Origin of the sequence: Sorangium sp. So ce448, from assembly GCF_051520915.1 — a bacterium.
Lineage (GTDB): Bacteria > Myxococcota_A > Polyangia > Polyangiales > Polyangiaceae > Sorangium > Sorangium cellulosum_B.
Window position 1 is genome coordinate 6,985,848 of record NZ_CP150343.1, and the last position, 14,207, is coordinate 7,000,054.

Consider the following 14,207-nt stretch of genomic DNA (forward strand, 5'->3'; position numbering starts at 1 on the left):
CGACGCGGATTGAACCCGCGCGCCGCCGGATCCGCGGTATGCTGGCAGAGCTCGCCTCCGGTCCGGCGCCGGGCGGCGACGAGGATATGACCAGAGCGGCCTGCGACCTGCGCGATCCGAGCGAGCTGAGCACCGCCGAGCTGCGGCAGCGGTGCCGGGGCTGCAAGCCGTGGGAGCTCGGGCTCGGCGCGGTCCAGCTGGCCGCCTCGGCGGCGGCCGGAGGCGCCGTGCTCGCGGCGGCCGGCGCCTGCATTCCGGGGCTGGTCCAGTGCATCAGCGTGGGTCCGGCGCTCGCGGCCGGGCTCGCTGTCTGGGAGTCGATCGGCGTGGCCAGGGGGTGGCTCCCGGGCGCGGCGTACCGCGATGAGCTCGCGTTCCGCGCATGGCACGCGGGGCTCTCGCCGTGGGTCGGGCCAGCTGCGCAGCGTCGCTGGGCGAGGCGCGCGCTGGTGCGCCGGCCCGCGGCCCCCGACTGGCTGCTCGTCCTCGAGGGCGTCGCGCCGGCCGGCGGAGGGCGCCGCTGGGTCAAGGTCGAGCTCTCGCTGTCCCCCTCCTCGGACGGCCCGTTCCGCTCGCAGGCCAGCGGGCACGCGCTGCTGCGCGCGGGCGGCGACGGCGCAGAAGCCCCGCACGAGCGGCGCCTGGCGCACGAGGAGCTCGACGACCTGAAGCGGGCCGTCGCGGAGCTCCCGGCGGGGCTCTCGCTGTCCCCCCCGGCCTCGCCCCGGGACCCCGCGGTCTTCAACGGCCGCTGCGAGCTGCTCATCGCCAGGAGGACGCCGTTCGCCGCGGCCCAGCTGACGAGCGCGTTTCCGTCGCTCGAGGCGGGCCCTCAGGCGCCCTCGCTGTCGCTGCTGCACCGCCTGGTCCAGCTGGCCTGGTGCGGGGGCGAGTCAGGTCCGAGCCGGCGCGGCGGCTGACGCGGGCGCCTCGCGCATCAGGCGCCGGCCGACCAGCACCAGCAGGACACCGGACGCGAGGAAGGCCAGGTCCCAGCCGAGCTGCCCCGGACCTGGACGGACATGGTGGATCTGCAGGAGGTGATGGTCGATCACCCCCTCGACCAGGTTGAACAGCCCCCAGCCCATGGCGGCGGCGCCCGGGAGCATCCGTCCCGGGAGCTCGGCTCCGCCCACGCGCAGGGCGCCCCAGAGCTTGAACACACCTGCCACAGTGAGGCCCAATGCGACAACGCCGAACAGACCGTCGGCGAAGATGTTCCGCCTCACATCGTCGATGGTCGCGCCTGGATGGCAGCTGAAGCAGATCAGGTGATGCCACTGCAGGAGCTGATGAAACAAGATGCCGTCGATCAGGCCACCTGCGCCCATACCGAAGATCACGCCCGCCGTCTTCACGGCGCGTGATGCCCTCGTGGCGGTGGTGAAATCGAGCGGGCGGGCTGTGCTCATGAAATCCTCCTGAGCGCGCCCGCATGCGAGCGGCAAACCACAGACGTCGGGCGGCGGAGGACGGATCCAGCGGGCTGGCGGAGCGGCCGGTTCGCCGCCGCGGCGCCTCGCCGGCCGGCCACGATCTGGCAGCACCCCGACGCCGTGAGCTGGCCAGGTCGGACCTGGCATGGAGTTGGCACATGCAAGGATCCCACGTAGCCGCAGAAGTCGCTGAAAGGTGCCAGATGGACAATCGAATGAACCCGGAACGCGCCGCAGGAACGGCGGAGCCGGAGCACCAGGGTCCCAGGCCGGTCCCCTACACGTACCATGACGGTCGCGAGGACTACCTCCATGTCGGCCGCCGGGAAGGCGCGGAGTCGGATCAGCCCGAGGCGCTGGTCCCGCCTTCCGAGCGGGTGACGTCACCTGTCCAGGCGACGTCCCTGCCGCCCGAAACCGCGTCCATGACCCCCGAGGCGACGGCGCCGCCGCCCGAGGCGACCGCCCTGCCGCCCGAGGCCCCCGAGTCGACGGCGCTGCCGCCCGAGGCGACCGCCCTGCCGCCCGCGGCGACACCCGGGTCTCCCTGGGAGACGCCTCGCGCAGCGGCGCAGCGCCCTCAGCAGGCGCTCCGGATGAGCGAGATCGTCACGCGCGGGCTGCGGACCGGCGCCGTGCTGACGGCAGCGACGATGTGCACGATGATGGCAGCGTCCACCCTCAAGCGCGGATCGCCCTGGGCCGCCATGAACGCCATGGCGGCGGCGGTCGGCCTCGGGGGTCGCCGCGCGAAGCGCCGATTCGACCCGGTCGCCACGCCCGCAGGGATGGCGGCGCTCGCCGGGGGCCTGCTCGTGTGGGGCATCGGCTACGAGAAGGCGCTCGACGCGGCGGGGCGGCGCGGCGGCGCGCTCACGGGCGCCCTGTCGGCGCTCGGCGGCTTCCTGCTCGACGACCTGGTCTTGCCCAACCGGCTCATGAAGGGCTTCCGCGACACGATGGGCGTGGCCGGCACCGTCGGCAAATACGTCGCCCTCGGCGTCGCGAGCGCCGTCGCCCCGCGCTGAGCGCGCGAGGCGCAGGCGCAAGCGCCGCTGCGCCCCGCTACCTCTGCCCGGCGGCCTTGCGCTCCTTCTCGCCCGGCTCCTCGTGCTGGGGCAACGCGCCTCTCGGCTGCGCCTGTTCGGTCGCGCCGCTCTCCGGCGGTGGCTCCTCCTCGGGCGGGGCTGCCGCGCCCGCGGCCGCGGCCTCCGCGCCGGTCTCCCGCAGCTCGAGCGAGCCCGCGGGGCCGCCGCGGCCCGACTCCTCGTACGGCCCGCCGCCGAGCGAGCCCGGCGTGCGGAGCTCGGCGTCCTTGGGGTGCGGCCCGTCGAGCCGGAAGATCCCCTTCGATTGATCGACCTCGTCGAACCGCGCGTTCTCCTGCGCCTGCGCCTCGGACCGCTGCTTGGCCTTTTGCCCCATGATCCCCTCCCTCGCCCGGCGCGCAGTGCGTCGACCGCACACACGCCCGCCTCGACCCGCGGCGTGCATGCGAGGTGCCGGACCGCGCCGGCCCCGCCCGCTCACGCCGGCCGCGCCGCGCCCTGCTCCTCCGAGGCGGCCCCCACCGCGACCGGCTGGGTAAGCTGCTCCGAGGGCGTCCCGGCGGCCATCTGCTGGGCGATGATCAGCTCCCGCGCCTGCCGCCGCAGCCCGGGGAGCCTCGCGGCGAACACCGCCGCCGCGACGACGCAGCACGCGCCGCCCGAGGCGACGGTCGCGGGCGCGCCGATCTTGCCCGCGAGCCAGCCGGCGAGCAGCGCGCCGAGCGGGGCCATCCCCATGAACATCATCGCGTAGACCGCCATGACGCGCCCGCGGAGCGCGTCCGGCACCATCGCCTGCACGAGCGTGTTCGACCCCGCCATCTGCACCATCATCGAGAAGCCGACGGGCACGAGCAGGAGCGCCGAGAGCCAGAACGACCGCGACAGCGCGAACAGCCCGAGCGCCACGCCGAACCCCGCGCAGGCCGCGGCGACCCAGCGGCCGAGGCCACTGAGCCGCCTCCGGCTGGCGAGGACGAGCGCGCCGAGCAGCGCCCCGACGCCCGACGCGCCCATCAGGATGCCGAGCCCCTGCGCCCCCCCGCGCAGGATCCGATCGGCGAAGATCGGCATCAGCACCGCGTACGGCATCGCGGTGACGCTCACGACCCCGAGCAGGAGGAGGAGCGCGCGGATGGCCCTGGTGCGCGCGACGAACCGGAAGCCCTCGACCGTATGGGCGAACGCGGAGCCGCGCCCGGCGGCGGCCGGACGGGGCGCGACGCGCATCGCCAGGAGGCTCCCGAGCACGGCAAGGAAGCTCACCCCGTTCGCGATGAAGCACCACCCCTCGCCGATCGCGCCGACGAGGATGCCCGCCACCGCCGGGCCGAGGATCCGCGCGCCGTTGAACATCGAGGAGTTGAGCGCGATGGCGTTGGCGAGGTCCTCCCTGCCGACCATCTCGACGACGAACGCCTGCCGCGTCGGGATGTCGAACGCGTTCACGACGCCGAGGAGCACGCTGAAGCCGAGGATGTGCGGGACCTGGACGTGCCCGCTCAGGGTGAGCGCGCCGAGCCCGAAGGCGAGCGCCATCGCGGCGGACTGCGTGGCGAGCAGGATGCGGTGGCGGCTCCGCCGGTCGGCCACCGTGCCGCCGATCGGGGCGAGCAGGAAGACGGGGATCTGCGTCGCGAACCCGACGGCGCCGAGCAGCAGCGACGAGCCCGTCAGCCGGTAGACGAGCCACGACTGGGCGACCGACTGCATCCAGGTGCCGACAAGCGAGACGAGCTGGCCGGCGAAGAAGAGCTGGTAGTTCCGGTGGCGGAGCGCGCGCAACAGCGACGGGGCGGAGGCCGCCGGGCGCTCGCCACGACCCGCCGCGGGGGGCGGCTCCGCTTCAGGCTGACCCATGGCCGAAGTATGGGGCGCAGGAGGCTCGGGAACCCGGGATTCGGAGGATCCGGGCGCGGCGGGGTGAGGCGCGTGGCCTCCGGCCGGGCTCCGCCGCGGCGCGCTCCCCCGGGCGCCGCCGCGGCGCGCGGATCAGCCCCCGCCCGCGTAGTTGGCGGGCCACGCCGCCGAGAGGAGGCCCCCGTTGACTGCGACCAGAGCTCCCATGCCTCACATCCCTCGCGAAGGTGGCCGGCGCCTCCGTGACAGGCGCCGGCGCTTGTGAAATGCAGAGTTAAGGAACAACCGTCTTCGACCGTCTGGAGCGCAAATTGAACGCGCAGAGCGGGCCCGTGACGATGCCAAGGGCGGGTACGAAAGGGGAGCGATTCCGGCGGTCTACACGCCTCAACACGACGCGCACACGACGCGCACACGACGCGCAACATGGCTCCTTGTGCCGTGGTGTCGCGCGTGCGTCGCCCTGGTCGCGCCCGGCTGCGCGGATGTGGGTCACGTCACCCTTGACCGAGGTGGCGTCGGCGCGGAGCGCGCGGCCACGGCGGAGATGGGCTATAGGCCAGCGTCCATGAACCGACCGTACCTTATCGCCGGCGCGCTCTTCCTGGCCGGCCACCTCTTCGCGCTCGGCTGCAGCGCCCCCAAGCCGGAGCCCGAGATCGCGTCCTCGGCCTCGCAGAGCGGCTACGCGGAGCGCTACCCGGCCGAGCTTCAGGCGACGGCCACGTCGTTCGGCGAGCGCGATGACCTCGCGAAGCGCGCGACAGGGCAGTTCGCGGGCTATCCCGACCAGCTCAAGAAGCCGGACTGGAAGCAGGTCCTCGACGTCATCGAGCAGGCGGACGCGGCCGGCAGGAGCTACGACTACGTGGAGCGCGTGCGCGCCGTGGACGGCGCGGTGGCGTTCTTCAACGACAACAAGGACGACCTCACCCGCAAGGTGGGCGGAGCCGCGCAGTACGTCGTCAAACAGAAGGGGTGTGACGTCGACGTCACCGGACCCACGGCGCACGCGCTCCAGGAGGGCGTCGAGCGCCAGCTCGAGAAGTACGTCCGCGAGCGCAGCGAGGCGCACCGTCGCCTCGAGCGTTACCGCGACTCGCTCGGCAAGGAGAACACCGCGACGCTCGAGAAGCAGGCCGACGCCGTGAGCTTCGTGAGCTACGTCGTCCACATCGACATGGTCGAGCACAAGCTCCGGCTCCGCCGGATGCTCGAGGAGATCGAGACGATCAAGAAGTCGATCGACGAGGCGGTCGAGGCGGAGCGAGCATTCCAGTCCTCGGGCAAGCGCACCGACGAGGAGAAGAAGGCGTCGGAGGCGCGCATCGAGGAGCTCGGGCGCAGCAAGGCGATGCTCGACTCGTCCGCGACCCAGGCGAAGCAGATCGACGAGACGATGGAGGAGCGCGTCGCCGCAGCCCAGAAGACCTACCGTGAGGCGATCGACCGCCTGATCGCCACCCTCCGCAAGAACGCCGGCCTGCCGGAGGCCCCGCCGCGCGAGGGCTGATCGCCCGCCGCTCGCCCCTCCCGCGAGGCGACCCCGGCGCGGCGGGCCGATCCGCTACTTCCGACGGCCGGCTCCAGGCGGAGGGCGCTTGCGCTGGGGCTTGTCGGGCGCAGCGGGCGCGGCCCGCGACGCTGCGCCCTTCGCCCGGCGCACCTCCGGCGGCGCCAGCATCGCCTGGATGGCCTGAACCTGCGCGGCGCTCGAGATGAAGCGCGAGCCCCGCGCCGCCTTCGCCCGCGCCCCTTCGCCCAGGCCGGGGGGCAGCTCCGGGAGCTCGTCCAGCAGCGCGCGATAGGCCGACGTCGCCTCGGCCCCCAGCGCGCGCGCGATCCGATCGAGCTTGCCCCGCGAGCGCCACGGCTTGCCCGCGGCGGCGTCCGACCCGAGCCCCGCGGCCAGGCGCTCGATCTCGCGGGCCGCCTGCGCGTCGGACGGGCTCACGACAAGCGCTGCCAGCGCCTCCCGGAGCGCGCCGGCGGCGAAGAGCACCACCTCGTGGTGCAGAATGTTCCACCCGGCCATGAACACCTTCACCGCGTCGTGCTCGGTCACCCACGAGACCAGCTCGTCCGGCCCCGGCCTCTTGCGCTCCGCGCGCCCTCCGAGGAGGCGCTCCAGCCCGAGGTTGCAGGTGCAGAGCGCGGCCTCGACGGCCTCGAACGGCCGGAGCGCGCGGCCGTCGTGGCTGCACCCGGAGAGGAGCACGTTCACGAGGTAGCTCAGCTCCATCAGCCGCTTCCCGTAGAGCGCCGCGTCGCGCGCCATCACCTCGCGGATCGCCGACGTGAACAGCAGATCTCCCCCGCGCTGCGCGCCGGCCGCGAGGAGCCGCGGCTCGGTCGCGGGCGGCAGGATGTCCGCCTCGCGCAGCACCTCCAGGAAGCTCTGGACGCTCCCCGCGGTCGGCGCGTCCCTGTCCTCGCCGGGCTTCGGCCGCCGGGACGGCGCGGCGGGGGATCGCGTCCCCGCCGCCGATCGGAAATGCGCGCGCGTGACGGCATCGTACGTCCTGGACTTCAGGATCTCTTCCAGCGGCGTGATCCTCGACAGATCGAGGAAGCTCAGGGCCGCGGACGGCGCGACGAACCCCTCTTGCTCGCGCCGCTCTTCCCGCTCCGCGGCCACGTCGGACTCCAGCATCTCCTCGGAGGTGAGGACGTCGTAGAGGCCGCCGGAGTCGTCGATGTACTCGGTGGAGATGGCGCAGCAGCGCTCGAGCAGCGCGCGCAGGAGCGCGTGGCGCTCCCTGTCGAGCTCGACCAGCACCAGGAGGATCGCGTCCCAGCTCCGCTGGTCCTTCGCGATGACGCGGAACTCCTCGAACTCCTGATACAGGCAGCCCTCGAGCGCCTTTTCCACGAGATCGTCGTCGTCCGAGCGCTCCGAGCTCGACATCTGCACGGTGAGCCCGTCGATGTCGATCACCAGGACGTGCTTGCACAGGGCCATCGTGACGAAGTCCTCGTCGAGCTCGGCGATCTTCTGCGCCGCGAACGCCTCGCCGGCCTCGAGCATGACCTCGAGCCAGAGGGCGAATCGATCCGCGTCGAACGTCTCGTCCTTGCCCGGGCGCTCGCTGCGCCACAGATCCTCGTCGAAGATCCCCTTGAGCTGCTCGGTCGTCGCAAGCGCGACGATCTCTCCCGCGTCCTCCAGGCCGATGTGGCGGATCAGCCGGGTGAGGACCGGGGCCTCCAGCCCCTGCACGAGGCCCACGAGGTCCGGCCGCTCGAGGAGCCTCGCCACGAGGTGGCGCGGGCGGGCCGACTTGGCGAACGTCGTCGTCATATCGAGTGTCCCCTTTCTCGCGGTGCTCCCAGGAGAGAAACCCTCCCCGTCCCTCTCCGTCGCTCCTATCCCGCCCACCGCTGGGCCATCTCCAGCGTCCGCTGGTTCTCCGGTATCGTGAGGAACCGCTCCCGCCACACCGGATCGCTGATCTTCCCCGCCCTCTCCATCAACCTCTCCCTCGCCGCCGCGATCGCCGCCGCGCAGTCCGCCTCCATCCCGTTCGCCGCCAGCGCCTCCGCGTAGACGTTCCTCACCGCGGACTCCCCCTCCTCGATCGCCCCGAGCGCCTTCAGCATCGAGAACGCCTCCCCCGCCGCGGACAGCGCCTCGTCGAACCTCCCCAGCCCGAGCAGCGCCCTCGCCCTCGCCGCCACCGCCGCCGCGCGCAGCGGCGGCGCGCTCTGCAGGAGCTCCGCCGCCGCCCTCGCCTCCTGCTCCGCCCCCTCGAAATCCCGCGCGAGGAGCGCGATCCGCGCGAGGTACGTCCGCGCGCTCCCCTCCGTGCGCGGATCCCCGAGCCGCTGCGACAGCGCGATCGCCTCGCGCTCGGTCCGCTCCGCCTCCTCGATCCGCCCCCGGTAGCCGAGGACGTGCCCCAGGTTGCTGAGCGTCGCCACCGCGAGATCGTGCAACCCCATCCGCTCCGCGCCCGAGAGCGCGCTGCGCAGCACCTCCTCCGCGCCCGCGAAATCCCCGAGCTCCGCGTGCATGTACCCGACGTTCATGCGGAACGCGCACGCGTTGCCGCGGTCGCCCGCGCGCTCGAACGCCGCGAGCGCCGCGGACAGCCCCGCGAGGCACGCGCTGGGATCGCCGCTCACGAGCGCCCGGGCCGACCGCGCCGCGTGCAGCCGCGCCGCCACCTCGACCTCCCGCTCCGCGAGATCCGTCCCGTCGCCCTCGACCGCCTCGATCAGCGCGTCCGCGAACGCGTAGCGCCCCCCGAACACGAGCAGCAGCGCCGCCTCGCCGAGGCACATGTGCTTCGCCACGAGCGCGCCCTCCGCCTCCGCCTCGGTGGCCTGCGCCGCGCTCATCCAGCGCTCCACCCGCTCGAAGCCGCCCAGCTTGCCCGCGGCCATGGCGACGTGCTTGATCGCCGAGAACCACGCCGCGGAGCCGGCGGGCAGCCGGTCCACCGCCTCGGTCCCGCGCTGCTCCGCGAGCGCGAGCTCCCCGCGCCAGACGTGCGCCTCGGCCTCCACGAGGCGCAGCGCGCCGAGCGCCTGCGCGTTCGGGCCGCACGCGACGCCGCGCTCGGCGCGCTCGATCGCCGCGGCGAGGTCCTGCGCCCGCAGCGCCTGCTCCGCCGCGCGGCAGTACGCGGCCGCGGCCCGCGACAGCTCGCCGCCGCGCTCGAAGTGCTCGCCGAGCGCCATCGCGTCCACAGCGCCAGTGCCCGCGCGCGACAGCCACTCGCCGGCGAGCCGGTGCCCGAGCCGCCGGTCGCCGTCCGTCAGCATCCCGTAGGCCGCCTCCCGCACGATCGCGTGCTGGAAGCCGTACTCCACCTCGCCGGGGAGGCTGCCCTCGCCGCGCCGGGAGATCACCTCGCGCTGCTCCAGCTCGACCAGCGTCGGCGCGACCTGCGCCCCGCCCACGAGCGCCGACACCCCGCCCTGCCAGAACGTCTGCCCGAAGACGCTCGCCGCCCGCAGCGCCCGCCGCGCCTCGATGTCGAGCGCCTCGATGCGCGCCTGCACCATCGCCACCACCGTCTCGGGCAGGTCGGCGCCCTTGCCGTCGGCCACCGCGCGGAGCTGCTCCTCCAGGTAGAACGCGTTGCCGTCGGCGCGATCGACGATCATCGCGAGGAGCTCCGGCGCGACGTCCTCGCCGAGCACCTGGCGCACCAGCCGCTCGCTCGCGCGCCGCGGCAGCCCCGACAGCTGCACCTCGTGGACGCCGCGCCCCGCCCAGAGCTTCGGGAAGATCTCCCGCACCTCCGGCCGGCCGAGCGCGAGCACCATCAGCCGCTGATCGCCGAGGTTGCGGAGCGCCGAGTCGACGAGCAGCACGCTCGGCAGATCGCCCCAGTGCAGGTCCTCGAGCACGAGCAGCACGGGCCTCGCCGAGCACTCGGCCCTGAGGAGCTCCTCCCAGGCGACGCGGATCTGGTCGCTCATCAGCACGGGGCTGCGCCGCGCCGCCATCAGCTGCACGCTGTCGCCGTCGGGGAACGGCACGCCGACGAGCTCCCCGAGGAACGCCGCGGTGCGCGCCGACTCGGCGTGGCCGTACCGCGCGACGCGCGCGCGGAGCTTGCGCTGCCGCGCCTCGATGGGCTCACCCTCGAAGAGGCCGATGGCGCGCCGCAGCGCCGGCGCGAGCAGCGCGAAGGCCGAGCCGGCGCTCATCGGGTCGCCGCGCCCGATCCACACCTCCAGGTCCTCGCCGCGGTCGCGGAGCCGCCGGATCAGCTCGGAGCGCATGCGGGATTTCCCCGCGCCCGCGGGCGCCGTCACGAGCACGGCGCTCGGCGTCGACTCCTCGACGCAGTGCGAGAACGCCGCCTCCAGCAGGGCGAGCTCGCGGTCGCGCCCGACGCACGGCGTCGGCTTGCCGAGCAGCGGCGGCGTGGAGGCGAGCTCCTCGCGCTCGCCGTGCAGGCGGAGGCCGCCCGCGTCGCGGGTCACGTCGAACCGGGCGCCGAGCAGCCCTGCGGTCACCTCGTCCATGCAGACCGCGTGCGCGCCGGCGGGCGCGGGCGCGTGCGCGAGCGGCAGCAGGTGGACCGCGCGGTCGATGAGCTCGCCGACCGGCAGCCGCGCGGACATCTCCGCGCGGCCCGTGACGAGCGCGACCGGCACGCTGCCGAGCAGCGCGTTCAGCGCGAGCGCGCAGCGGGCGGACTGCGCCGCGAGGTCGGTCGGGGCGCCGCCGGCGGTGAGCACGATGAGCGGCGAGCGGGACTCCAGGATCTCGAGCTCGCCCTGGTAGCGCTCGGCGACGGCGATGAGCGCCTTGCTGCGCTCCAGGTCCTCCTCCTGCGAGCGCGTCGCCTCGGCGTCGCCGCTCGCGTCGCGCGCGAGCACGAGGCACATCATCTTGCGCTCGTTCGTGGTGATCTCGCCCCCGCGCAGGGTGTTCGACGGGCGGCTGCTCGCGGCGCCGACGCCCACGTCGTCGAGCGCGAGCAGCTCCGCCGCGACCGCGTCGCCGTCGCGGGGCCGGTCCTTCTGCGGCTTCGCGAGCATGCGCGCGACGAGGTCGTCGAGCGCCTCGGGGATATCCCCGCGCAGCTCCCGGAGCCGCGGCGGATCCTCGAGGATGACCTTGATGAGCACCGAGAGCCCGTCGGCGCCCTGGAACGCCGAGCGCCCGGTGAGGCACTTGAAGAGCACGCAGCCGAGCGAGAAGACGTCGGCGCGTGGGTCGATGTTCGGCTCGCTGCGGGCCTGCTCCGGCGCCATGTAGCCCGGGGTGCCGAGCATCGTCCCGGGCATGGTGAGGTGCCTGTCCATGGCGCCGAGGCGCACCACGCCGAAGTCGATGAGCGTGACCCCCTCGATCGCGCCGCCCACGAGGAGCAGGTTGCTCGGCTTGAGGTCGCGGTGGACGATGCCGGCGCGGTGCACGACGCCGAGCGTCGACGCGATGCGCGACGCGAGCGCGATGCTCTCGGCGATCGTGAGCGAGCTGCGGGTGAGCCGCTCGGTCAGCGTCTCGCCGGCGAGCCACTCCATCGCGAGGTAGGGCTGCCCCGCGTCGGTCGCGCCGTGTCCGATGTAGCGCACGATGCCCGGGTGCCGCAGCGCGGTGAGCGCCTCGAGCGCCTCGACCTCGCGCGCGAACCGGATCGCCTCCTGGAGCCCTCGCCGCTGCAAGACCTTCAGCGCCACCGGCTCGTTCGTGACCAGATCGCAGGCGCGGTAGACGTCCCCCATCCCGCCCGAGCTGGCGAGGCGCTCGATCAGGAAGCGACGGTCGATGACGTCTCCCACGCGCATCTCGTCCCCGCCTTACCTGAGACCTCGCATGAGCCTGCTTACAACGGAGTAAACGAACTCGGCCCCGATCGCCAGCGACTCCGCCCCCAGCGGCCGGACGAGGCGATCCGCCGGCGGCCGCAAGTCCGCCTGGACTGTGAGCTTCCCAACATGACTGGTCGTAGCGCAGGCGGCATGCCCCATGGGAAGGGGCATTTTCACCCCACCGAGGCAAAACGTCCTGTCTGCGGGGCGCGTGTCGCGGGGGCGCATTGCGCTCGTCACCGCGCATCGGCCTCGATCGCCATGGCATGACCCCTGCTGAGCTGATGGGATCATGAAGGCGAAGCTCTCGAAGAAGCAAAAGAGGAAGCTCAACAAGCTCGCCCGGAGAGCCCTCCGGCCGGTGGCCGCGGCGGCGAGCCTCGCAGCGGTGTTCGCGGCAGGCCTGTACAGCGGTGAGGCGAGAAACTATCTGAGCAGCGCGAGGACCGCCGTGAGCCGGAAGGTGAGGGCGTGGGCGGGCGCGCTGTGCGGTTTGATGCTGGCCAATGGCGTATCGGGGAGGGCTCACCCCGACGTCGAGCTGGCGCAGCCGTCATGAGGCGCGCCGCCGCGGGCCTGAACGACCGCCTCGCGCCTCGGGCGGTCCTGGGGTAGGTTCGGCCGCCGATGGACACCCGAACTTATTTCCAGGGCAAGAGCGTTCTCATCACCGGCGGTTCGAGCGGCATCGGGCTGTCGTTCGCGAGGCTCGTCGCGGGATACGGCGCCGCGGTCACGCTGGTGGCGCGCCGCCGCGCCCTCCTCGACGAGGCCGCCGTGGGCATCCGGCGCGAGCACCCGTCCGCGCGGGTCGACGTCCTGGAGCTGGACATCAGCCGGGCGGACGACGTGGCGCGGGCGATGGAGTCGCGGCTCGCCGAGCGGCCGATCGATCACCTCGTGAACAACGCGGGCGTGGTGATGCCGGGGCGCTTCCTCGAGCTGCCGGTGGATCAGTTCCGCGGCATGATGGACGTGAACTTCTTTGGCGCGGTGCACCTGTGCAAGGCGGTGCTCCCGGCGATGGCGGCGCGCGGCAGCGGCCATGTGCTCAACGTCTCGTCGCTCGCGGGCGTGATCGGCATCTACGGTTACACGCCGTACGCGGCGAGCAAGTTCGCGCTGATCGGCTTCTCGCAGGCGCTGCGCGCGGAGATGTGGCCTCACGGCGTGCGGGTGAGCGTGTGCATGCCGCCCGACACCGACACTCCGCAGCTGGCGTTCGAGAACCAGTACAAGCCGGCGGAGACGAAGGCCATCGCGGGCAACGTCAAGACGCTCGAGCCGGACGCCGTGGCGCGCAGCATGGCCGACGGCATGGCGCGCGGGCGGTTCGAGATCTACCCCGACGTCGGCTCGCGCGTGAGCGCGATCGCGCAGGGGGTCATCCCCGGGGTGGTCCGGTGGGTCTGCGACAGCGCGCAGCGGAAGGCCGGGCCTGCGGTGGGGTGAGCGGCGCGTCGCCTGCGATCCTCGCTGCTTGAGGGCGAGATCTCGGCGAATTGCCCGGCCCCCGGGGAAGGTGCTCGCTGCGCGGAAGCGATGGAAGAGCGGTAGTTCGGGAGAGCTGGCGCGGACCGGGCATCGTCTCCCGAGATCTCAGCGCTCCTCTCCTGGGATAGGTTCTACCTGCAGCACAGCTCGTGATCCGCCGTCACCGTGCCGGCCACGTCGAGGCCGGTCGGCCCGGGACATCCGCTCGATCACGGATTCCAGCAGTTCCCAGGCTGGTCGTTGATGTGGACCCAGAAGCGGTTGTTCGGGTCATGGGAGGCGACGCTGATGTCGTAGAGGTCGTTGATGTTCCCGTAGGCTCGCCAGGCCCACCCGCCGCCGCCGTCGTGGTGCTCGGCCATTTCCCAGCCGGCGCCGAAGGTCGAGACGCACTGCGCGTTGGCCGCGGCGAGCGACGTCAGCGCGGTCCCCGCCACCGGCGGCGTGAGCCCGATGTTGCCGGCGGCCCACCCGTCGTAGAAGCTGGGCGCGAAGCCGTTGCTCCCCGAGCCGTCCTTGGCGATGCAGAGGATCGGCCGGCTCTCCGTGCACGCCGTGTCGCCGACGTACGCCCCGCAGTCGCCGGTACAACCGACCTTGTCCTGCCCCAGCGCGTCGTCGTGGAAGTACTTCCTCCACGTCATACCCATCTTGCCAGGCGACACCCCGCCTCCCGCTCCGCCGCTGCCGCCCGTCGTGGTGGTGCTTCTCGCTGCCGTGACCGCCACCGCCGCGCCGGTCGGCGCGGCGGCCTCGCCGTCGCCGCTTTCGCCGCCGTCATCTCCCCCCTCGCCATCCGGCGTCGTGTTGCTCGTGGAACCCTCTCCGGCCGGGCTATCGTCGTACCCATGGAACTGGCACGCGGTCACCTGCCACGCACCGGAGATCATCAGCGCGGCCGTGAAGGCGCGGGCGACGCCCCTCCGGCGAAGGGCGCAGATCGTCGTGAGGCACGTGGCGGAATGGTCATGATTCATGGAGTCCTCCTCATCAGATGAACGGGTCTTCTCCACGGCCGGCTCTGTGCTCGGACGCGTCCCGCTCCTTCAATGGATTACGCCGCCCGATGGAGGATCTATCAAACGCACAA

Annotated in this window: 11 protein-coding genes; 5 read left to right on the forward strand and 6 right to left on the reverse strand. The window is 73.1% G+C overall.

Annotated features, from left to right (window positions below):
• The first annotated feature begins 38 nt into the window (after positions 1-38).
• Positions 39-920, forward strand: coding sequence for a hypothetical protein (locus tag WMF45_RS26330; RefSeq protein WP_437707219.1), 882 nt, complete (start codon positions 39-41; stop codon positions 918-920).
• On the opposite strand, the gene WMF45_RS26335 is transcribed toward WMF45_RS26330, so the two are convergent.
• On the reverse strand, positions 894-1,412 hold the full coding sequence (locus tag WMF45_RS26335; protein ID WP_437707220.1) for a DUF2243 domain-containing protein: 519 nt from the start codon (positions 1,410-1,412) through the stop codon (positions 894-896). The genes WMF45_RS26330 and WMF45_RS26335 overlap by 27 nt on opposite strands.
• A 227-nt stretch (positions 1,413-1,639) precedes the next feature.
• On the opposite strand from WMF45_RS26335, the gene WMF45_RS26340 reads away from it, so the two are divergent.
• The gene (locus WMF45_RS26340) at positions 1,640-2,464 is read left to right on the forward strand and encodes a hypothetical protein (protein ID WP_437707221.1); all 825 of its coding nucleotides are present in this window, start codon (positions 1,640-1,642) and stop codon (positions 2,462-2,464) included.
• Between the two features lie 37 nt (positions 2,465-2,501).
• On the opposite strand, the gene WMF45_RS26345 is transcribed toward WMF45_RS26340, so the two are convergent.
• Positions 2,502-2,861 (reverse strand): hypothetical protein, encoded by a 360-nt coding sequence (locus WMF45_RS26345; protein ID WP_437707222.1) that lies wholly within the window; start codon positions 2,859-2,861, stop codon positions 2,502-2,504.
• A 101-nt stretch (positions 2,862-2,962) separates the two neighbouring features.
• The gene (locus tag WMF45_RS26350; protein ID WP_437707223.1) at positions 2,963-4,345 is read right to left on the reverse strand and encodes an MFS transporter; all 1,383 of its coding nucleotides are present in this window, start codon (positions 4,343-4,345) and stop codon (positions 2,963-2,965) included.
• 568 nt (positions 4,346-4,913) lie between these two features.
• Between WMF45_RS26350 and WMF45_RS26355 the strand changes: the two genes are divergently transcribed.
• A complete protein-coding gene (locus tag WMF45_RS26355; RefSeq protein ID WP_437707224.1) occupies positions 4,914-5,858 on the forward strand; it encodes a hypothetical protein in 945 nt (314 codons plus the stop codon).
• Between the two features lie 54 nt (positions 5,859-5,912).
• Here the strand turns inward: WMF45_RS26355 and WMF45_RS26360 are convergent, their stop codons facing one another.
• Entirely contained in the window at positions 5,913-7,646 is a 1,734-nt protein-coding gene (locus WMF45_RS26360) for a DUF6178 family protein (RefSeq protein WP_437707225.1), read from the reverse strand.
• Positions 7,647-7,711: 65 nt separating this feature from the next.
• Complete coding sequence (locus tag WMF45_RS26365) at positions 7,712-11,599, reverse strand: serine/threonine-protein kinase (protein ID WP_437707226.1); 3,888 nt, start codon at positions 11,597-11,599, stop codon at positions 7,712-7,714.
• 316 nt (positions 11,600-11,915) lie between these two features.
• Here WMF45_RS26365 and WMF45_RS26370 point away from each other — a divergent pair, with 316 nt between their 5' ends.
• Positions 11,916-12,182, forward strand: a complete 267-nt coding sequence (locus WMF45_RS26370; protein ID WP_437707227.1) for a hypothetical protein — start codon at positions 11,916-11,918, stop codon at positions 12,180-12,182.
• A gap of 68 nt (positions 12,183-12,250) precedes the next feature.
• Entirely contained in the window at positions 12,251-13,075 is an 825-nt protein-coding gene (locus WMF45_RS26375; protein WP_437540775.1) for an SDR family oxidoreductase, read from the forward strand.
• Positions 13,076-13,326: 251 nt separating this feature from the next.
• Here WMF45_RS26375 and WMF45_RS26380 read toward each other — a convergent pair whose 3' ends face one another.
• Positions 13,327-14,094 (reverse strand): hypothetical protein, encoded by a 768-nt coding sequence (locus WMF45_RS26380; protein WP_437707228.1) that lies wholly within the window; start codon positions 14,092-14,094, stop codon positions 13,327-13,329.
• Positions 14,095-14,207 lie beyond the last annotated feature (113 nt).